Annotated in this window: 17 protein-coding genes; 3 read left to right on the top strand and 14 right to left on the bottom strand. The window is 63.2% G+C overall.

Annotated features, from left to right (window positions below; genetic code table 11):
• Positions 1-327 precede the first annotated feature (327 nt).
• The 5 genes from IX761_RS14445 to IX761_RS14425 all read right to left on the bottom strand — a co-directional run bounded on the left by IX761_RS14445 (position 328) and on the right by IX761_RS14425 (position 5,426).
• Positions 328-1,044 carry an ABC transporter ATP-binding protein gene (locus IX761_RS14445; RefSeq protein WP_194790245.1) on the bottom strand — a complete coding sequence of 239 codons (717 nt, stop codon included), beginning with the start codon at positions 1,042-1,044 and terminating at the stop codon, positions 328-330.
• Complete coding sequence (locus tag IX761_RS14440) at positions 1,041-1,916, bottom strand: ATP-binding cassette domain-containing protein (protein ID WP_194790244.1); 876 nt, start codon at positions 1,914-1,916, stop codon at positions 1,041-1,043. Before IX761_RS14440 ends, IX761_RS14445 begins: the two co-directional genes overlap by 4 nt.
• The gene (livM, locus tag IX761_RS14435; protein WP_194790243.1) at positions 1,913-3,214 is read right to left on the bottom strand and encodes a high-affinity branched-chain amino acid ABC transporter permease LivM; all 1,302 of its coding nucleotides are present in this window, start codon (positions 3,212-3,214) and stop codon (positions 1,913-1,915) included. The genes IX761_RS14440 and livM overlap by 4 nt, the downstream gene beginning before the upstream one ends.
• A gap of 2 nt (positions 3,215-3,216) precedes the next feature.
• The gene (locus tag IX761_RS14430; RefSeq protein ID WP_194790242.1) at positions 3,217-4,131 is read right to left on the bottom strand and encodes an ABC transporter permease subunit; all 915 of its coding nucleotides are present in this window, start codon (positions 4,129-4,131) and stop codon (positions 3,217-3,219) included.
• Between the two features lie 158 nt (positions 4,132-4,289).
• Positions 4,290-5,426, bottom strand: a complete 1,137-nt coding sequence (locus IX761_RS14425; protein WP_194790241.1) for a branched-chain amino acid ABC transporter substrate-binding protein — start codon at positions 5,424-5,426, stop codon at positions 4,290-4,292.
• Between the two features lie 474 nt (positions 5,427-5,900).
• On the opposite strand from IX761_RS14425, the gene pncB reads away from it, so the two are divergent.
• Positions 5,901-7,106: a nicotinate phosphoribosyltransferase gene (gene pncB / locus IX761_RS14420; RefSeq protein ID WP_194790240.1), complete on the top strand. Its 1,206-nt coding sequence runs from the start codon at positions 5,901-5,903 to the stop codon at positions 7,104-7,106.
• A 3-nt stretch (positions 7,107-7,109) separates the two neighbouring features.
• Positions 7,110-7,937 (top strand): ammonia-dependent NAD(+) synthetase, encoded by an 828-nt coding sequence (gene nadE, locus IX761_RS14415; RefSeq protein WP_194790239.1) that lies wholly within the window; start codon positions 7,110-7,112, stop codon positions 7,935-7,937.
• A gap of 117 nt (positions 7,938-8,054) precedes the next feature.
• On the opposite strand, the gene azu is transcribed toward nadE, so the two are convergent.
• Positions 8,055-8,504 carry an azurin gene (gene azu, locus IX761_RS14410; RefSeq protein WP_194790238.1) on the bottom strand — a complete coding sequence of 150 codons (450 nt, stop codon included), beginning with the start codon at positions 8,502-8,504 and terminating at the stop codon, positions 8,055-8,057.
• Between the two features lie 348 nt (positions 8,505-8,852).
• Here azu and IX761_RS14405 point away from each other — a divergent pair, with 348 nt between their 5' ends.
• Entirely contained in the window at positions 8,853-9,440 is a 588-nt protein-coding gene (locus tag IX761_RS14405; RefSeq protein WP_194790237.1) for a TIGR00730 family Rossman fold protein, read from the top strand.
• A 138-nt stretch (positions 9,441-9,578) separates the two neighbouring features.
• Here IX761_RS14405 and IX761_RS14400 read toward each other — a convergent pair whose 3' ends face one another.
• From IX761_RS14400 to rnr, 8 genes are all read right to left on the bottom strand, one after another.
• Complete coding sequence (locus IX761_RS14400; RefSeq protein ID WP_194790236.1) at positions 9,579-11,879, bottom strand: YgiQ family radical SAM protein; 2,301 nt, start codon at positions 11,877-11,879, stop codon at positions 9,579-9,581.
• Positions 11,880-12,089: 210 nt separating this feature from the next.
• Positions 12,090-13,487, bottom strand: coding sequence for a replicative DNA helicase (gene dnaB, locus IX761_RS14395; protein ID WP_194790235.1), 1,398 nt, complete (start codon positions 13,485-13,487; stop codon positions 12,090-12,092).
• Positions 13,488-13,598: 111 nt separating this feature from the next.
• On the bottom strand, positions 13,599-14,045 hold the full coding sequence (gene rplI, locus IX761_RS14390; protein ID WP_011535934.1) for a 50S ribosomal protein L9: 447 nt from the start codon (positions 14,043-14,045) through the stop codon (positions 13,599-13,601).
• A gap of 20 nt (positions 14,046-14,065) precedes the next feature.
• The gene (locus IX761_RS14385) at positions 14,066-14,932 is read right to left on the bottom strand and encodes a hypothetical protein (protein ID WP_194790234.1); all 867 of its coding nucleotides are present in this window, start codon (positions 14,930-14,932) and stop codon (positions 14,066-14,068) included.
• Positions 14,933-14,966: 34 nt separating this feature from the next.
• On the bottom strand, positions 14,967-15,197 hold the full coding sequence (rpsR, locus tag IX761_RS14380; protein WP_003249563.1) for a 30S ribosomal protein S18: 231 nt from the start codon (positions 15,195-15,197) through the stop codon (positions 14,967-14,969).
• 29 nt (positions 15,198-15,226) lie between these two features.
• A complete protein-coding gene (gene rpsF, locus IX761_RS14375) occupies positions 15,227-15,652 on the bottom strand; it encodes a 30S ribosomal protein S6 (protein ID WP_194790233.1) in 426 nt (141 codons plus the stop codon).
• A gap of 309 nt (positions 15,653-15,961) precedes the next feature.
• On the bottom strand, positions 15,962-16,708 hold the full coding sequence (rlmB, locus tag IX761_RS14370; RefSeq protein WP_194790232.1) for a 23S rRNA (guanosine(2251)-2'-O)-methyltransferase RlmB: 747 nt from the start codon (positions 16,706-16,708) through the stop codon (positions 15,962-15,964).
• Entirely contained in the window at positions 16,705-19,278 is a 2,574-nt protein-coding gene (gene rnr, locus IX761_RS14365; protein ID WP_194790231.1) for a ribonuclease R, read from the bottom strand. Before rnr ends, rlmB begins: the two co-directional genes overlap by 4 nt.
• Between the last annotated feature and the right edge of the window lie 59 nt (positions 19,279-19,337).

Here is a 19,337-nt window from a genome sequence, read left to right as displayed (position 1 = left end):
ACCCTTGGAGGGCTTGCAATCAAAGGCTCAGAGCGAGGTGCCACCATGTTTTCCACAGGCGGTTCCACATAATCCGTGGAAAGTTTTGTACCTGTGGAAACAAGGGCTTGCGTGGGGGTTGTGGAGTGGTTCTGGAAAGATATGCGACAAGTTGTCCACATCCTGTGGCCTTGCACAATCCCTGTAGGAGCGGCCTTGTGTCGCGAAAGGGCCGCGCAGCGGCCCCAGCGATCTTTGTGACGCCGGGGGCCGCTGGGCGGCCCGTTCGCGGCACAAGGCCGCTCCTACAGAAAAGCGGCGCAAGACAGTTGCCCCGCGATAGCGAACTCAGTGCCCGCCCAGGTAGGCGTTGCGCACTTCCTCGTTAACCAACAGCTCCTGCCCGGTCCCGGTCATGCGAATCTGCCCGTTGACCATCACGTAGGCGCGGTCCGACAGCTTCAACGCATGGTTGGCGTTCTGCTCGACGAGGAAGATGGTCATGCCGGTCTGCGCCAGCTCCCGCAACGTGGCGAAGATCTGTTTGACCACGATCGGCGCCAGCCCCAGCGAGGGCTCGTCGAGCAACAGCAGCTTGGGCCGGCTCATCAATGCCCGGGCGATGGCGAGCATCTGCTGCTCGCCACCGGACATGGTCATCGCCCGCTGGTTACGCCGCTCCTTGAGCCTGGGGAACAGCTCGAACATGCGCTGCATGTCCTCGTCGGCATATTTGTTGCCAATCGGGATGGTGCCCATCATCAGGTTTTCCTCGACCGTCATGTCGGGGAACACCCGGCGCCCTTCCGGGGATTGGGCGATGCCGTTGGAGGCGATGTAGTGCGACGACTTGCGGGTGATGTCGGTGCCGCGGTAGACGATCTGCCCGGAGGCCGCCCGTGGCTGGCCGAAGATCGACATCAAAAGCGTGGACTTGCCAGCACCGTTGGCGCCGATCAGGCTCACCGTCTCACCCTCGTTGATGTGCATCGAGACTTTCTTCAGGGCCTGGATCGGCCCGTAGAACACGTCCAGGTCCTTCAGTTCAAGAATGGGTGCACTCATACTAGTTCCTCTTCGTCGGCACCCAGGTAGGCGGCGATCACCGTCGGGTTGTGGCGGATATCCTGCGGCGCGCCTTCGGCGATCACGTTGCCGTGGTCAAGCACGACGATGTGGTCGGAGATGCTCATGACCATGCCCATGTCATGTTCGATCAGCACCACGGTGATGTCGTGCTCGTCACGCAGCACGCGGATCATGCGGCTGAGCGCCTCGGTTTCCTGCGGGTTGAGGCCGGCAGCCGGTTCGTCCAGGCAGATGATCTTCGGCCGCGTGCACATGGCCCGGGCGATCTCCAGGCGGCGCTGCTGGCCGTAGGAGAGCTCACCGGCCAAGCGGTTGGCGCAATCCACCAGGTCGACCACCTCCAGCCAGTAGAACGCATGGTCCAGGGCGTCGCTCTCGGCCTTGCGGTAGGCGGGGGTGTTGAGCACGCCGGCCAGCAGGTTGCGGTTGACCCACATGTGCTGGGCCACCAGCAGGTTCTCCACCACCGACATTTCCTTGAACAGGCGAATGTTCTGGAAGGTACGGGCCAGGCCTGCGCGGTTGACCAGATGGGTGCCGCCGAACATCTTGTAGTACACACGGTTGGCAAAACGCGCCGGCGAGACGAAGTCCGCCGCGCGGAAGCGCTCGCCCAGCAACTGGATGACGTTGGTGGTGTTGCCGCGCACGTTCAGCTCGATGCGCCCGCCGCTGGCCTTGTAGAAGCCGGTGAGGCAGTTGAACACCGTGGTCTTGCCGGCGCCGTTGGGGCCGATCAGGGCGAAGATCTGGTTGCGCTTCACTTTCAGGCTGACATCGCTGAGCGCCTTGATCCCACCGAACTGCATCATCAGGTTGTCGACCGACAGAATGATTTCGTCGCTCATGGCGCCACTCCTTTACGCGGGACCACACCGGTACGGCTGATGCGGATCAGCCCCCGCGGTCGCCAGATCATCATCAGCACCATCAGCACACCGAACAGCAGCACCCGGTATTCCGAGAAACTGCGCAGCAGCTCGGGGGCCACGGTCAGCACGAAGGCGGCGATCACCACGCCCACGGTCGACCCCATGCCGCCAAGGACGACGATGGCAAGAATGAGCGCGGACTCGAAGAAGGTGAACGACGACGGGTTGACGAAGCCCTGGTAGGTGGCGAAGAACACACCGGCCAGGCCTGCGGTCGATGCACCGAGGGTGAACGCCGAGAGCTTGACCAGTACATGGTTAAGGCCCATCGAGCGGCACGCGATCTCGTCTTCGCGCAACGCCTCCCAGGCGCGGCCCACTGGCATGCGGGTCAGCCGGTGCTTGACGTACAGCACCGCCAGCACCACCAGGAACAGCACCGCGTAGATGAACACGAACTTCAGGTTGGCGTTGTATTCGAAGCCGAAGAACTCGTGGATCGGCACCCCGCCGTCCTTGGCCCGGCGGCCGAATTCCAAGCCGAAGAACGTTGGCGAAGGCGCCGGCATGCCGTTCGGGCCACCGGTGAACGACAGCCAGTTGTTCAGCACCAGGCGGATGATTTCACCGAAGCCCAGGGTGACGATGGCCAGGTAGTCACCGTGCATCCGCAACACCGGAAAGCCCAGGATGCACCCCGCCAGCGCGGCGGCGATGGCCGCCAGCGGCAGCACGCTCCAGAAACCCAGCCCCAGGTACTGGTAGCCCAGCGCCAGGCCGTAGGCGCCGATGGCGTAGAACGCAACGTAGCCGAGGTCGAGCAGGCCGGCCAGGCCCACCACGATGTTAAGGCCCAGGCCCAGCAACACGTAGATCAGCCCGAGGATGACCACGGTGAGCAGGTACTTGTTGGCGAACACCGGGAACACGATGGCAATGACGATCAGCGCCGGGATGATGTAGCGCAGCCGCGACTTGTAGTTCGGCGCCAGCACGTGCACGCCCGAACCCCCACTGTCGAAGCCCTGGAGCATGCGCACACCGGTGCCGGTCTGCAGGAACAGGCTGAGCACGAAGCGCCCGACCATCACCCCGCCGACCAGCCAGGCGACGCGCGACGGCTGGGCGTTGAAGCTGTAGCCGTCGAGCACCACGCCGACGACCGGGCCAAACACGATAAGGGCCAGCAGGCCGGCGACGAGGGTCTCCAGCAGGCTGCGTTTGAGATCGAAACCTTTGTTAGCGACAGCAGGGGCAGTATTGGCAGCGGACATGTTCACACCTTAGCCACGAGCGGGCGACCCAGCAGGCCTTGGGGACGGAAGATGAGGATCATCACCAGCAGCGAGAAGCTGAACACGTCCTTGTAGTCGGAGTTGATCAAGCCGGAGAACAGCGACTCGGAGATCCCCAGGATGATCCCGCCGAGCATGGCGCCGGGGAGCGAGCCGATACCGCCCAGTACTGCGGCGGTGAAAGCCTTGATGCCGATGATGAAGCCGGCATAGAAGTCGAAGGTGCCGTAGTTCATGGTGATCAACACGCCGGCCAGTGCCGCCATCACCGCGCCGATGACGAACACGTAGGAGATCACCCGGTCGGTGTTGATGCCCAGAATCGAGGCCATCTTGCGGTCTTGTTGCGTGGCGCGGCACATGCGGCCGAGCTTGGTGTACTTGATCACGTAGGTGAGCAGGCCCATGCCGACGAAGGCGGCGACCAGGATGAAGATCTTGGTGTAGGTCAGCTGCACGAAGCCGGTGCCCACTTCGACGCGCATGGCGCCTTCGAGCAACGTGGGTACGCCCTGCTGGCGGGCACCTTGGCTGATCTGCGCGTAGTTCTGCAGGATCAGCGAGATACCGATGGCACTGATGAGCGGTGCCAGACGGGTGGAGTTGCGCAGGGGTTTGTAGGCGATGCGTTCGATGGTGAAGCCGTAAACGCCGGTGACGACGACGGTGAACAACAGCGTGCCGAGCATCAGCAGGGGGAACGACTCGATGCCGAAGTAGGCCAGCAATGCCAGGCTGATCGCCGCGAGGTACGCGGAGATCATGTACACCTCGCCGTGCGCGAAGTTGATCATGCCGATAATGCCATAGACCATTGTGTAGCCGATGGCGATCAGGCCATAGACCGACCCGAGGGTCAGGCCGTTGACCAGTTGCTGCAGGAAAATACCATCCATAACGCAATCTCACCTGATTGAGATTTGCACGAGCGCCGACCACGGCGGGCCACGGATGAAGTGGCCTACCTGGCGCAGAACCGTGCAGATCTACGAGTAAAGACGGGTACCGCGGGGCCGCGGCCCGGGGCTGTGTGCGCCCGGGCCGGGAGCCGTTGTTATTGTTGTTTTTCCAGCTGGTGGTACTTGCCGTCCTTGTCCCACTGGTAGACCACGTAGTCGGAGACGGTCAGGTCGCCCTTGCTGTCCCACTTCTTCTCGCCCATGACGGTCTTGACCGGGTTGGCCTTGAGCCACTTGGCCGCGTCCTCGCCCTTGTTCGACTTGGCGCCGTTGAACGCGGCGGCCAGGGCCTGGACAGAGGCGTAGGCGTACAGGGTATAGCCTTCTGGTTCGGTACCGGCCTTGCGGAACTCCTCCACCACGGCCTTGCTGTCTGGCAGCAGGCGTGGGTCGGCGCCGAAGGTCATGTACACGCCGTTGACGTATTGGGCACCGCCAGCGGTGGCCACCAGTTCGTCGGTGACGATGCCGTCGTCGGACATGAAGGCCACGTCTTTGAGGCCCTGCTCGCGCAGCTGGCGCACCAGCGGGCCGGCTTCAGGGTGCAGGCCGCCGAAGTAGACGACATCGGCACCGGCGGCGCGGATCTTGGTGACCACGGCGCTGAAGTCCTTCTCGCCACGGGTCAGGCCTTCGTACAGCACCGGGGTGACGCCGCGCTTGATCAACTGTGCCTTGGTGGCATCGGCCAGGCCCTGGCCATAGGTGTCCTTGTCGTGCAGCACCACCACCTTCTTGCCCTTGAGCACGTCGACGATGTAGTTGCCGGCGACGATGCCCTGCTGGTCGTCGCGGCCGCACATGCGGAACATCGCCGACAGGCCGCGCTCGGTGACCTGCGGGTTGGTGGAACCCGGGGTGATGGCGATCACGCCGGCCTCGTCGTACACCTCGGAGGCGGGGATGGTGTTGGAGGAGCAGAAGTGCCCGACCACGCCGATCACCTTGTCCTGGTCGACCAGGCGGTTGGCCACGGACACGGCCTGCTTGGGCTCGCACGCATCATCGCCTTTGACCAGGATGATCTTCTCGCCGTTGACGCCGCCGGCGGCGTTGATCTTGTCGGCCGCTGCCTGCGCACCTTTCATGTATTGCTCGCCAAACGCTGCGTTGGCCCCGGTCATGGGGCCCGCTACACCGATCTTGACGTCGGCCTGAACATACGAAGAAACACCCAGTGCAGTGGCGACTGCCAGTGCCAGGAAACCTTTCTTGTAAAACGTCTGCGACATGAGGTGGTGCTCCTAGAGTTTTTTTGATTGGCACTACAACTTCTCAGCCCTGTGCTCCGAGCAAGGGCCGTGCCATTGGTTTTGTCTTCCGGGAAAACACACGGCAAGGGGTGAAACGAGGCGACCGGCGGCCTTTTCTTTATTGAGCGTGCAACCGTCTGCGATGCGGTGATCGCCACCGACACGCCTAGACAAGGAGCAACCACCTGGTGCCATCATTGCAACCCTGGCAAGTGTTTACGTGCAACCGCCCTGTAACAGCGGACGTCACCGAACTGCACACCGCTGGTGCGCGACTGCTACAGGCGGCACCCTTTCAAGGCTAGCTGGTGCGGGCGTAAATGCCTGTTTCACCTGAGGCGGCCCTATCGCGGGGCAAGCCCGCTGCCACGGATACCCCTCCATCTGTGGGAGCGGGCTTGCCCCGCGATCTGGCACAATACCGGCCATTGCCCGCTTTGGAGCTTCCCCCTGATGAGCGAGAGCGCATTCGCCGAGCGCATCGTGCACAACCTGCTCGACACCGATTTCTACAAACTGACGATGATGCAGGGCGTGCTGCACAACTACCCCGACGCTGACGTGGAATGGGAGTTTCGCTGCCGCAATGGCGAGGACCTGCGCCCCTATCTCGGCGAGATCCGCAACCAGCTCGAGCTGCTCAGCGAGCTGACCCTGGATGATGGCCAGCTGGCCTTCCTGGAGCGCATCAGTTTCCTCAAGCCCGACTTCCTGCGCTTCTTGCGGCTGTTCCGCTTCAACCTGCGCTACATACGCATCGGCATCGAGCATGAGCAGCTGTACCTGCGTATACGCGGCCCCTGGCTGCACGTGATCCTCTTCGAAGTGCCGCTGCTGGCGATCATCAGCGAGGTGCGCAACCGCCACCTGCACCCACGCATGCGCCTGGCCGAGGCGCGCGACCAGCTGTATCGCAAGTTCGACTGGCTACGCGCCCACGCCAGCGACGACGAACTGGCCGAGCTGCAGGTGGCCGACTTCGGCACCCGCCGGCGCTTTTCCAGCCGCGTGCAGGAGGAGGTGGTGCGGGTACTGCGCGATGACTTCCCGGCCCGTTTTGTCGGTACCAGCAACGTCGACCTGGCATGGAAACTGGATATCAAGCCGCTGGGCACCATGGCCCACGAGTGGTTCATGGCCCACCAGCAGCTCGGCCCGCGGCTGATCGACAGCCAGATCGCCGCGCTGGACTGCTGGGTGCGCGAGTACCGCGGCCTGCTGGGCATCGCCCTGACCGATTGCATCACCATGGATGCCTTCCTGAGGGACTTCGACCTGTACTTCGCCAAGCTGTTCGACGGTTTGCGTCACGACTCCGGCGAGCCGGTGGCCTGGGCCGAGAAGGCCATCGCCCACTACCAGAAGCTGGGCGTGGACCCGATGACCAAGACCCTGGTGTTCTCCGACGGCCTGAACCTGACCCGTTCGCTGGAAATCTTCCGCGCCCTGCGCGGGCGCATCAACGTCAGCTTTGGCATCGGCACCAACCTGACCTGCGACATCCCTGGTGTGGCGCCGATGAGCATCGTGCTTAAAATGACCGACTGCAACGGCTCGCCAGTGGCGAAGATCTCCGACGAAGCCGCCAAGACCCAGTGCCGCGACGAGAACTTCGTCGCCTACATGCGTCACGTATTCAAAGTCCCCAGCAAGGAGTAACCCATGCAAGCCGTTCAGCAAGAGATTGCCCAGGCGCTCAAGGTGCAGCCGCCGTTCGCCGATGCTGCCGCCCTCGAGCAGGAAGTGGCCCGGCGCGTGGCGTTCATCAAGGACTGCCTGGCCAACGCCCGGCTCAAGACCCTGGTGCTGGGTATCAGCGGCGGTGTCGACTCGCTGACCGCCGCCCTGCTCGCCCAGCGCGCCGTCAACGAGCTGCGCCGCGAGACTGGCGACAAGGCCTACACCTTCATCGCCGTGCGCCTGCCTTACCACGTGCAGCACGACGAGCACGACGCCCAGGCCTGCCTGGACGTGATCAAGGCCGATGAAGTGCACACCGTCGATATCGCCCCGGCCGTGAAAGCGCTGGCCGCCGAAGTGGTGGAGCTGAAGGACGGCTCACCGACGCTGGTGGACTTCGTCGTCGGCAACGTCAAGGCACGTACGCGCATGGTCGCCCAGTACACCATCGCCGGCGCGCGCGCGGGCCTGGTGATCGGAACCGACCACGCCGCCGAGGCGGTGATGGGCTTCTTTACCAAGTTCGGAGATGGGGCCTGTGACCTGGCGCCGCTGAGCGGGCTGGTGAAGCACCAGGTGCGAGCCATCGCGCGCAGCTTTGGCGCGCCGGAATCGCTGGTGGAGAAGGTACCGACCGCGGACCTGGAAGACCTGGAGCCGGGCAAGCCGGACGAAGCGTCCCATGGCGTGACCTACCAGCAGATCGATGCGTTCCTGCATGGGCTGCCGGTCGATCAGGCAGCGTTCGACATCATCGTCGCCACCTACCGCAAGACCCAACACAAGCGCGAGCTGCCGTTCGCGCCTTGAAAAGCATCGCGGGCAAGCCCGCTCCCACAGATATGGCGCTGCCCTTGAGCATTGCGCTGTACCTGTGGGAGCGGGCTTGCCCGCGAATGGAGGGCGAAGCCCTCCCTCTCTACAGCCTTACTTGACGATAACCTTGCCCTTCATCATCGAGATGTGGCCCGGGAAGGTGCAGAAGAAGCTGTAGTCGCCACCGGCTTCGAGCTTCGAGGTGTCGAACTTCACTTCGGTTTCTTTCTCAGGCGCGCCGATCATCTTGGTGTGGGCGATGATCGCGGCGTTGTCGGCCTTGATGTAGTCCTTTTCCAGGCCCTGGGACATGCCTTCGGTAGCAATGCCCTGCATGTCGGCGGTCTTGCTGATCACCAGGTTGTGACCCATGACGTTCTTCGGCAGGCTGCCGGAGTGAGTCAGTTTGACGGTGAATTCCTTGCAGCTCTTGTCGACGGTGAATTCCTTGCTGGTGAAGGACATCTGGTCGGTCGAGTCGACAGTTACCGAGCACTCGGCGGCGAAGACGGAGGCGCTGGCGAGGGTCAGCAGGGATACCGCTACAGCTTTCGCAAACATCATGAATCTCCTTGGCAGGGTTTTATCAATTGCGAGACTGCCTGGAATCTGAACGCCCGTCCCTGATATGGGTCAAGGGGTGTCAAGTGGCCAGCCAGTAGATTTGTTCAATGGATTGTATACAACCAATCAAAGTGCACATCATGCCCTCTTAATGGACGATGAGACAACCTCTCAATTAGGAGCAAATGCCATGACATTGAGCAGCATGATGCGCAGCCTGCTTGCGGCCTATGCCTGCGGCGCCGCCGGTGCGGCAGCCTGCGAATTCGCCCGCCCTGAATGATCCCCCTTGGAAGCGACAGGCTTGCGCCGTACCCTGTGCGCGCATGTGAAGGGAGACAAACCATGCCTGTACGTTCCGTTTGTGTTTTCTGTGGTGCCAGCATGGGCGCCAACCCCGCCTACCGTGAAGCCGCCATCGCCCTTGGCCAGGCCATCGCTCGCCGTGGCCTGACGCTGGTCTATGGCGGTGGCGCGGTGGGCCTGATGGGCACCGTCGCCGACGCGGCCATGGCCGCCGGTGGCGAAGTGGTGGGGATCATCCCCGAAAGCCTGATGAACGCCGAGATCGGCCACAAGGGCCTGACCCGCCTGGAAGTGGTGGACGGCATGCACGCACGCAAGGCGCGCATGGCCGAGCTCAGCGATGCCTTCATCGCCCTGCCCGGTGGGCTGGGGACGCTGGAGGAGTTGTTCGAGGTGTGGACCTGGGGCCAGCTGGGGTATCACGCCAAGCCGCTGGGGCTGCTGGATGTGAACGGGTTCTACGAGAAACTGGGTGGGTTCCTCGACCATATCGTCGAGGAAGGTTTCGTACGGCCACAGCACCGGGCGATGCTGTTGCTGGGGCAGCAGCCGGATGAGCTGCTGGAGGGGATGGACCGGTTTGAATCACCGGTATTGCCGAAGTGGGTCGACAAGAAGCCTGATTGAACGCTGAGGGGACCGCTTCGCGGTCCTTTCCGGCCGGTCCGGCGCCCCGGCAAGGCCGCTCCTACAGGGCAATGCGATCTCCTGTAGGAGCGGCCTTGTGTCGCGAAAGGGCTGCAAAGCAGCCCCAAAATGGACCAGTTAACGCGGAATGACGGGCTGGCGCGGCTTCTTGCCCTTGCCGCCACCCTTGGCCGCTTCTTTGCGCTCCTTGGCCGCCTGCTGGTTGCGGGCGAACGCTTCGGCCTTGGCCTTCTCGCGCTTGTCCCACGGCTTGCTGCCATCGCTGGCACGCGGCGGCAGGCCGGTGTGCTGGGTAAGGATCTTCTGGTCCTTGCCCACCTTGTGGCTGCCGGCCGGCGTGGAGTTCTTGCGCCGGGCACTCTGGTAGGTGTCGGTCTGCGGCTGGTGCAGCGGGATCAGCTGGTGCTTGCCCGGGCCGATCAGGTCGGCGCGGCCCATGCGCTCCAGCGCTTCACGCAGCATCGGCCAGCCCTTCGGGTCGTGGTAGCGCAGGAACGCCTTGTGCAGGCGGCGCTGCTCCTCGCTCTTGACGATCTCCACCCCTTCGCTCTTGTAGGTGACCTTGCGCAGCGGGTTCTTGCCCGAGTGGTACATGGCCGTGGCCGAAGCCATGGGCGAAGGGTAGAACGCCTGCACCTGGTCGGCGCGGAAGCCGTTGCCCTTGAGCCACAGGGCCAGGTTCATCATGTCTTCGTCGGTGGTGCCCGGGTGGGCGGCGATGAAGTACGGGATCAGGTACTGCTCCTTGCCCGCCTCTTTCGAGAACTTCTCGAACATGCGCTTGAAGCGGTCGTAGGTGCCGATGCCCGGCTTCATCATCTTGTCCAGCGGGCCACGCTCGGTGTGCTCGGGGGCAATCTTCAGGTAGCCGCCGACGTGGTGGGTGACCAGCTCGCGCACATACTCCGGCGACTCGACGGCCAGGTCGTAGCGCAGGCCCGAGGCGATCAGGATCTTCTTCACCCCCGGCAAGGCGCGGGCCTTGCGGTACAGCTCGATCAGCGAGCTGTGGTCGGTGTTGAGGTTCTCGCAGATGCCCGGGAACACGCACGACGGCTTGCGGCAGTGCTTCTCGATGTCGTGGCTCTTGCAGGCGATGCGGTACATGTTGGCGGTTGGCCCACCGAGGTCGGAGACCACGCCGGTGAAGCCTGGCACCTTGTCACGCATCTCTTCGATTTCGTGCAGGATCGACTCGTGGGAGCGGTTCTGGATGATCCGACCTTCGTGCTCGGTGATCGAGCAGAAGGTGCAACCACCAAAGCAGCCACGCATGATGTTGACCGAGAAACGGATCATCTCGTAGGCCGGGATGCGCTCCTTGCCGTAGGCCGGGTGCGGGATGCGCGCGTAGGGCATGCCGAACACGTAGTCCATTTCTTCGGTGGTCATGGGGATGGGTGGCGGGTTGAACCACACATCCACCTCACCGTGCTTCTGCACCAGGGCGCGGGCGTTACCCGGGTTGGTCTCCAGGTGCAGCACGCGGTTGGCGTGGGCATAGAGCACTGGGTCGTTGCGCACCTTCTCGAACGACGGCAGGCGGATCACCGACTTCTCGCGGGTAATCTGCGGGCTGTCGAGGATCTGCACCACCTTGGCTTCGTTCGGGTCTTCCTGCTCGCCCTTGGCCTGCTCGATGGCGCAGGCCTGGGTGTCCTGGGTGTTGACGTAAGGGTTGATGATCTTGTCGACCCGGCCCGGGCGGTCGATACGGGTGGAGTCGATCTCGTACCAGCCTTGCGGCGTGTCGCGGCGGATGAACGCCGTGCCGCGCACGTCGGTGATCTGTTCGATGTGCTCGCCCTGGGACAGGCGCTGGGCAACCTCGACGATGGCCCGCTCGGCGTTGCCGTACAGCAGGATATCGGCGCTGGCGTCCACCAGGATCGAGTGGCGAACCTTGTCCTGCCAGTAGTCGTAGTGGGCGATGCGGCGCAGCGAGGCCTCGATGCCGCCGAGCACGATCGGCACGTGCTTGTAGGCTTCCTTGCAGCGCTGGCTGTACACCAGGCTGGCGCGGTCCGGGCGTTTGCCGGCCAGACCGCCGGGGGTGTAGGCGTCGTCGGAACGAATCTTCTTGTCCGCGGTGTAGCGGTTGATCATCGAGTCCATGTTGCCGGCCGCGACGCCAAAGAACAGGTTCGGCTCGCCCAGCTTCATGAAGTCGTCTTTGGACTGCCAGTTCGGCTGGGCGATGATGCCCACCCGGAAGCCCTGGGCTTCGAGCAGGCGGCCGATGATGGCCATGCCGAACGACGCGTGGTCGACGTAAGCGTCACCGGTCACGATGATGATGTCGCAGGAATCCCAGCCGAGCTGATCCATCTCCTCCCTGCTCATCGGCAGGAACGGCGCTGGCCCGAAGCATTCGGCCCAGTACTTGGGATAGTCGTAGAGTGGTTTGGCTGCTTGCATGTCAGTGACCGGTTTTGTTGTGCAGGGAAATCGCGGGCGCGGAATATAGCACAAATTTTGACCAAATCCGACGGTGGTGGTCGGATTCATGTGGTACCTGTAACGTCCCAATCGCCGGCAAGCCGGCTCCCACAAGGTCATCGCTGCATCAGGGATGGCACGGTCCCTGTGGGAGCCGGCTTGCCGGCGATTGGGGCTCGAGGGGTACGCTTACTCGTCGTCGTCGAAGTTGTACATGCCCGGCGCGAGGTTCTCGAAGCGGGTGTACTTGCCGATGAACGCCAGGCGGATGAAGCCGATGGGGCCGTTACGCTGCTTGCCGATGATGATCTCGGCCACACCCTTGTGCTCGGTCTCGGGGTGATACACCTCGTCGCGGTAGACGAACATGATCACGTCGGCGTCCTGCTCGATCGCTCCGGATTCACGCAGGTCGGAGTTGACCGGGCGCTTGTTGGGGCGCTGCTCGAGGGAGCGGTTGAGCTGCGACAGGGCGATGACCGGGCAGTTGAATTCCTTGGCCAGGGCTTTCAACGAGCGGGAGATTTCGGAGATCTCGTTGGTACGGTTGTCGCCGGCCGACCCCGGGATCTGCATCAGCTGCAGGTAGTCGACCATGATCATGCCGATCTCGCCGTGCTCACGAGCCAGGCGGCGGGTGCGCGCACGCATTTCCGAAGGGCTGATGCCGGCGGTGTCGTCGATGAACAGCTTGCGGTCGTTGAGCAGGTTCACCGCTGAAGTCAGGCGCGGCCAGTCATCGTCGTCCAGCTGGCCGGAACGCACCTTGGTCTGGTCGATGCGCCCCAGCGACGAAAGCATACGCATGATCAGCGATTCGCCGGGCATCTCGAGGGAGAACACCAGCACCACCTTGTCACTGCGCAGTACCGCGTTCTCCACCAGGTTCATGGCGAAGGTGGTCTTGCCCATCGATGGACGGCCGGCAACGATGATCAGGTCGGCAGCCTGCAGGCCGCTGGTCTTCTCGTCGAGGTCGGTGTAGCCGGTGGAGACACCGGTAATGTCGCTGTCGGAGTTGAACAGTGTGTCGATGCGGTCGATGGCCATGGTCAGCAGCTCGTTGACCCCCACCGGGCCGCCGGTCTTCGGCCGTGCCTCGGCGATCTGGAAGATCTGCCGCTCGGCATCGTCGAGGATCTCTTCGGCGTTGCGGCCCTGTGGGTTGAAGGCATTGTCGGCGATGTCGGTGCTGATGCTGATCAGCTGGCGCAGCGTGGCCCGCTCGCGAATGATCGCGGCGTAGGCCTTGATGTTGGCCACCGACGGGGTGTTCTTGGCCAGCTCGGCCAGGTAGGCCAGGCCGCCGACCTGGGTGGACACGCCTTCCTTGTCCAACTGCTCGTGCAGCGTCACCACGTCGAACGGCTGGTTGGCGTCGACCAGCTTGTGGATGGCACGGAAGATCAGGCGGTGGTCATGCCGGTAGAAGTCGCCGTCCGACACCTGGTCCAGCACCCGCTCCCAGGCATTGTTGTCCAGCATCAGGCCACCGAGCACGGCCTGTTCGGCCTCGATGGAATGCGGCGGCACCTTCAGGGCAGCGGTTTGCAGGTCGAGCTGTTCGGAGGTGGTGATCTCGTTCATGGCCACGCAAAATTCTGGGGATACGAAAAAGACAAAGGGCACGGCCTGCAAGACAGGACCGTGCCCGATGTTAACCGGCAAGCCCGCGAGGGGCTAGCCAGTCAGCGCAGCTTAGGCAGCTACGACAACCACGCGTACGGTGGCTTCAACGTCGCTGTGCAGGTGCACGGCTACGTCGTATTCGCCAACCTGACGGATGGTGCCGTTCGGCAGACGAACTTCAGCCTTGGCCACTTCAACGCCGGAGGCGGTCAGGGCGTCAGCGATGTCGTGGGTGCCGATCGAACCGAACAGCTTGCCTTCGTCGCCAGCGGTGGCAGTGATGGTCACTTCCAGCTCGGCCAGTTGGGCAGCGCGGCTTTCAGCCGATGCTTTCTTGTCTGCTGCGGCTTTTTCCAGCTCGGCGCGGCGCTCTTCGAACGCGGCCAGGTTGGCGGCGTTGGCAACGGTGGCCTTGCCGAACGGCAGCAGGAAGTTACGGCCGTAACCAGCCTTAACGTTTACTTTGTCGCCCAGGTTGCCCAGGTTGGCGACTTTTTCCAGCAGGATCAGTTCCATTTGGTAAAACCTCTTAACTTTTAACCTTCACCGTTCGCGGAGTCGTCACCCTGTGAAGGGGACTTGCGACCGCGAAAATCAATCAGGCTGTCGACAATGGCCAAAACCACGAGCAACGGATACATCAGCTGCATGAGCAGCGGTAGCGTCACGTACATCCCCACCAGCCAGAAGCCGGCGAGTCGCCCCTGTGCCACCAGCCCATGCATCAGGGCGATGGCTGCCAGGAGCAGCACCAGGCTGGACGCCGATGCCAGCACGATGAACTGCGGCCCGAGAAACGGACCCAGCACCATCAGCGACACCAAGGCCAGCATGGCGGCTTTCGGTAGCCTCAGTTCGCGAAACTCGCGGCCGAAACCACCGGGGTTGTACAACGCCGCTTGCCAGTAACGCGCCAGCATCAACGCCAGCACACTGAACAACTGCAGCATCACTGCACTGGAAGCGACCAACAGCGGGCCGATCAGCTCACCGGAAATAACCGGCTTGCCCTCGAACTGCGGCAGGGCTTTTTCAAGCGCCTGGGCCAGCACCGCGAAGGTGTCGCCCATTACCGCACCCAGGATGAGGCTGTACAGCAGGCCCAGCACGATGCTTGACAGCAGGACCCGGGGCCAGCCGTGCTCGGCGCGCAACATCGCGGCCAGCCCCAGCGTCCCAAGGAACACCAGCAAGGTGCTCGGCTCGCCGAATGCCCACATGGCCACGCCAGGCAAAAGGCCCCAGGCGATGACCGATGACGCATCCTTGAACCCGCGCCGCAGGAGCACCAGGCTCCCGGCGGCGGCACTCAACCAGAACAGCAGCGGCAGTACCGCGCTGATGACCACCACGAGGATGGCCTGCACACGACCGCGCATGATGAAACTTGCCAACGCTCGCATGCCTATCCCTTGCTACTTAGTCGACGACCCGGTCTCAGCGGCCGTGGCTGTCGGTGTAGGGCAGCAGGGCCAGGAAGCGGGCGCGCTTGATAGCGGTAGCCAGCTGACGCTGATAACGAGCTTTGGTACCGGTGATGCGGCTTGGAACGATCTTGCCGGTTTCGGATACGTAAGCTTTCAGGGTGTTGAGATCTTTGAAGTCGATCTCTTTCACGTCTTCAGCAGTGAAGCGGCAGAATTTACGACGACGGAAGAAACGTGCCATGTGATTGGCTCCTCAAGAAGGTCCGTGGATTACTCGTCAGCGTTGTCGCTGTTGTCGCTGTCGTTGCTGTCGTCGCCATCGGCGCCATCAGCATTGTCAGGACGTTCACGACGCTCACGGCGCTCGCTGCGGTTCTCTTCGGCCTTGAGCATCTCGGACGGGCCGGTAACGGCTTCGTCACGACGGATGACCAGGTTACGGATCACGGCATCGTTGTAGCGGAAGTTGTCTTCCAGCTCGGCGAGAGCTTTGCCGGTGCACTCAACGTTCAGCATCACGTAGTGAGCCTTGTGAACATTGTTGATTGCGTAGGCCAGCTGACGACGGCCCCAGTCTTCCAGGCGGTGGATCTTGCCACCATCTTCTTCGATCAGCTTGGTGTAACGCTCAACCATGCCGCCGACTTGCTCGCTCTGGTCCGGGTGAACCAGGAAGATGATTTCGTAATGACGCATGAATGCTCCTTACGGGTTAGTAGTCTGCCAGCGAATCTGGTCAGACAAGGAGTGAATGACACTGTATGTCTTGCCACGGAGGGGAGACGCATGCGCGCCTGCCAGCTCGGCAAGGGGCGCAATTGTAGAGAAGGCCGGGGGGACAAGCAAGGTGATTGGCGAATATTTGAACAGCCTGAAACATATTCGAAGGCTGTTCAAGCCCCTTCGCGGGCAAGCCCGCTCCCACAGGTACTGCGCCGCCTTCAAGGGCGACGATAGTCCTGTGGGAGCGGGCTTGCCCGCGAAGAGGTCGGTACAGGCTTTCGCTCAGCGCTTGGCCTGGCGCTGACGCACGGCCTCGAACAGGCAAACGCCAGTGGCCACCGAGACGTTCAGGCTGCTGACGCTACCGCCCATCGGCAGTTTGACCAGGAAATCGCAGTGCTCGCGGGTCAGGCGGCGCATGCCCTTGCCTTCGGCGCCCATGATCATCACCAGCGGACCGGTCAGGTCCTGCTGGTAGATTTCCTGTTCGGCCTCGCCAGCGGTACCGACCACCCACAGCCCACGCTGCTGGAGCTTTTCCAGCGTGCGGGCGAGGTTGGTCACGGCGACCAGCGGGATCACTTCAGCGGCGCCGCAGGCGACCTTGCGCACCACGGCGGTCAAGCTCGCCGACTTGTCCTTGGGGATCACCACCGCGGTGGCGCCCGCAGCATCGGCGGTGCGCAGGCAGGCGCCGAGGTTGTGCGGGTCGGTGACACCGTCGAGCACCAGGATCAGCGGCGGGGTTTCAGTGCGCTCGAGCAACTCCTCGAGCATCAGTTCGCCCCATACCTGGCTCGGGCTCACCTCGGCGACCACGCCCTGGTGCACGCCCTCGACCCAGGTATCGAGCTCGCGACGCTCAGCCTGGCCGACTTGGACGCGGTGCTGCGCGGCCAGCTCGAGCAAGGCCTGGATGCGTGGCTCGCTACGCCCTTCGGACAGCCAGATCTGCTTGACCCGCTTGGGGTGGTGTTGCAGCAGTGCCTGGACGGCATGCACGCCGTAGATCTTTTCCAACTGACTCATGGCTTGCTCTTGCCCTTGCGTGGCGCACCGGACTTCGACGGGCCTTTGCGATGCTTGGTCTTGCCCGATGCCTTGGCGCCCTTCTCCGGCTTGCTGGTGGCATTGCCGCCGTGGCGCGCCTCGCTCATCAGCGCTTTCTTCATTTCGCGGCTCTTGCGCACCTCGGCGTTACGCTGCACCGCGTCCTTGGGGAAGTACGCATCGGCGGTTTCGCCTTTGCGGCTGCGCGGCTTGGGCGAGATCTTCGCTTCGGTTGCCGGCGCAGGCTCTGGCGCGGCCTTGCCAGCACTGGCAGCCGACTTGCGGCCAACCGGGGCATTGACGGTCGCTTCGGACATCTCGAAATCGATCTTGCGCTGCTCGAGGTCGACACGCATGACCTTGACCTCGACCGTGTCGCCGAGGCGGAAGCTGCGGCCGCTGCGCTCACCAGACAGGCGGTGGTGCACCGGGTCGAAGTGGTAGTAGTCACCCGGCAGGGCACTGACGTGCACCAGGCCTTCGACATAGATGTCGGTCAGCTCGATGAACAGGCCGAAACCGGTCACCGCGGTGATCACACCGGGGAAGGTCTCACCGACGCGATCACGCATGTACTCGCACTTGAGCCAGTTGACCACGTCGCGGGTGGCCTCGTCGGCACGGCGCTCGGTCATCGAGCACTGCTCGCCCATCTGCTCCAGCGCGCTCTCGTCGTAGGGGTAGATGCGGGCCTTGGGGATGCTCATGGCACCAGCACGTTTGACGTGCGGGGTGTCCATCTTCGAGCGGATCACGCTGCGAATGGCACGGTGCACCAGCAGGTCCGGGTAGCGGCGGATCGGCGAGGTGAAGTGGGTGTAGGCCTCGTAGTTCAGGCCAAAGTGGCCGTTGTTCTCGACGCTGTACACCGCCTGGCTCAGCGAGCGCAGCATGACGGTCTGGATCAGGTGGAAATCCGGGCGCCCGGCGATGCTCGCCAGCAGGGCTTGGTAGTCCTTGGGCGACGGATCCTTGCCCTTGTGCAGGCTCAGGCCCAGCTCGCCGAGGAAGGCGCGCAGTTTTTCCAGGCGCTCCGGCGGCGGGCCATCGTGCACACGGTACAGCGACGGCACATTGTGCTTTTGCAGGAACTCGGCGGTGGCGACGTTGGCCGCCAGCATGCATTCCTCGATCAGCTTGTGGGCGTCGTTGCGCACGGTCGGGCGAATTTCGTCGATCTTGCGGTCTTCACCGAAGATGATCCGGGTTTCCTGGGTTTCGAAGTCGATCGCGCCACGGGTGTGACGGGCCTCCACCAGCACCTTGTACAGCGCGTAGAGGTTCTTCAGGTCCGGCACCACCGCGCTGTACTCCTCGCGCAGCGCCTTGCCCTCACGGGTGCGGGCGTGCTCGAGCATGCTGCTGACCTTGTTGTAGGTCAGGCGTGCGTGGGAGTGGATCACCCCTTCGTAGAACTGGTAGTCGACCATCTGCCCGGCTTTGTTGATGGTCATCTCGCAGACCATGGCCAGGCGATCGACATGCGGGTTCAGCGAGCACAGGCCGTTGGACAGTTCCTCAGGCAGCATCGGGATCACGCGCTCGGGGAAGTACACCGAGTTGCCGCGCTGCTGCGCTTCGACGTCCAGGGCCGAGCCCAGGCGTACGTAGCTGGACACGTCGGCGATCGCCACGTACAGGCGCCAGCCACCGGAGAACAGGCGCAGCTTGCCCAGGGGCTCGCAATAGACGGCGTCGTCGAAGTCGCGGGCGTCTTCACCGTCGATGGTGACGAACGGCAGGTGACGCAGGTCGATGCGCTTCTCTTTGTCCTTCTCTTCGACTTCGGAGCGGAACTTGCGCGCTTCCTTGATCACGTCCTGCGGCCAGACATGCGGGATGTCGTAGCTGCGCAGGGCGATGTCGATTTCCATGCCCGGCGCCATGTAGTTGCCGATCACTTCGATGACGTCGCCCTGCGGCTGGAAGCGCGGGGTTGGCCAGTGGGTGATCTTGATCGACACGAACTGGCCGATCTTGGCACCGCCGTTGCGCCCGGCGGTCACCAGCACTTCCTGCTGGATCTTCGGGTTGTCCGGGGTCACGTAGCCGATGCCACCTTCTTCGAAATAGCGGCCGACCACGCTTTCGTGGGCGCGGGAGATGACCTCGACCAGCACGCCTTCGCGGCGGCCACGGCGGTCGACACCTGAAACCCGGGCCAGGCCACGGTCGCCGTCGAACACCAGGCGCATCTGTGAGGGGCTGAGGAACAGGTCCTCGCTGCCGTCGTCGGGGATGAGGAAACCGAAGCCGTCGCGGTGGCCGGACACGCGGCCGCAGATCAGGTCGAGCTTGTCTACCGGGGCATAGGTGCCACGCCGGGTATAGATGAGCTGGCCATCACGCTCCATGGCGCGCAGGCGGCGGCGCAGGGCTTCGATCTGGTCTTCTTCATAAAGACCGAATTCTTCGGCCAGCTGTTCGCGGGCAGCCGGTTCGCCACGGTCGGCGAGGCGCTGCAGGATCAGCTCACGGCTGGGAATGGGGTTATCGTATTTTTCCGCTTCGCGAGCGGCCTCGGGATCGAGGGATTGCCAATCGGCCATCAGAAGGGGTTCACCTTGGGGTATATAGATATGAATTCTGGCATAGGCGTATTGAAACC

Source organism: Pseudomonas sp. UFMG81 (genome assembly GCF_015354575.1).
GTDB lineage: Bacteria > Pseudomonadota > Gammaproteobacteria > Pseudomonadales > Pseudomonadaceae > Aquipseudomonas.
Note: the sequence above shows the minus strand (reverse complement) of the source record. Positions and strands in the feature narration are given on the sequence as shown.

What these genes read in the sequence shown, in the direction of transcription:
- IX761_RS14445 (WP_194790245.1), bottom strand. Translation starts at nt 1,044, where the DNA reads ATGAGTGCACCCATTCTTGAACTGAAGGACCTGGACGTGTTCTACGGG.
- IX761_RS14440 (WP_194790244.1), bottom strand. Translation starts at nt 1,916, where the DNA reads ATGAGCGACGAAATCATTCTGTCGGTCGACAACCTGATGATGCAGTTC.
- livM (WP_194790243.1), bottom strand. Translation starts at nt 3,214, where the DNA reads ATGTCCGCTGCCAATACTGCCCCTGCTGTCGCTAACAAAGGTTTCGAT.
- IX761_RS14430 (WP_194790242.1), bottom strand. Translation starts at nt 4,131, where the DNA reads ATGGATGGTATTTTCCTGCAGCAACTGGTCAACGGCCTGACCCTCGGG.
- IX761_RS14425 (WP_194790241.1), bottom strand. Translation starts at nt 5,426, where the DNA reads ATGTCGCAGACGTTTTACAAGAAAGGTTTCCTGGCACTGGCAGTCGCC.
- pncB (WP_194790240.1), top strand. Translation starts at nt 5,901, where the DNA reads ATGAGCGAGAGCGCATTCGCCGAGCGCATCGTGCACAACCTGCTCGAC.
- nadE (WP_194790239.1), top strand. Translation starts at nt 7,110, where the DNA reads ATGCAAGCCGTTCAGCAAGAGATTGCCCAGGCGCTCAAGGTGCAGCCG.
- azu (WP_194790238.1), bottom strand. Translation starts at nt 8,504, where the DNA reads ATGTTTGCGAAAGCTGTAGCGGTATCCCTGCTGACCCTCGCCAGCGCC.
- IX761_RS14405 (WP_194790237.1), top strand. Translation starts at nt 8,853, where the DNA reads ATGCCTGTACGTTCCGTTTGTGTTTTCTGTGGTGCCAGCATGGGCGCC.
- IX761_RS14400 (WP_194790236.1), bottom strand. Translation starts at nt 11,879, where the DNA reads ATGCAAGCAGCCAAACCACTCTACGACTATCCCAAGTACTGGGCCGAA.
- dnaB (WP_194790235.1), bottom strand. Translation starts at nt 13,487, where the DNA reads ATGAACGAGATCACCACCTCCGAACAGCTCGACCTGCAAACCGCTGCC.
- rplI (WP_011535934.1), bottom strand. Translation starts at nt 14,045, where the DNA reads ATGGAACTGATCCTGCTGGAAAAAGTCGCCAACCTGGGCAACCTGGGC.
- IX761_RS14385 (WP_194790234.1), bottom strand. Translation starts at nt 14,932, where the DNA reads ATGCGAGCGTTGGCAAGTTTCATCATGCGCGGTCGTGTGCAGGCCATC.
- rpsR (WP_003249563.1), bottom strand. Translation starts at nt 15,197, where the DNA reads ATGGCACGTTTCTTCCGTCGTCGTAAATTCTGCCGCTTCACTGCTGAA.
- rpsF (WP_194790233.1), bottom strand. Translation starts at nt 15,652, where the DNA reads ATGCGTCATTACGAAATCATCTTCCTGGTTCACCCGGACCAGAGCGAG.
- rlmB (WP_194790232.1), bottom strand. Translation starts at nt 16,708, where the DNA reads ATGAGTCAGTTGGAAAAGATCTACGGCGTGCATGCCGTCCAGGCACTG.
- rnr (WP_194790231.1), bottom strand. Translation starts at nt 19,278, where the DNA reads ATGGCCGATTGGCAATCCCTCGATCCCGAGGCCGCTCGCGAAGCGGAA.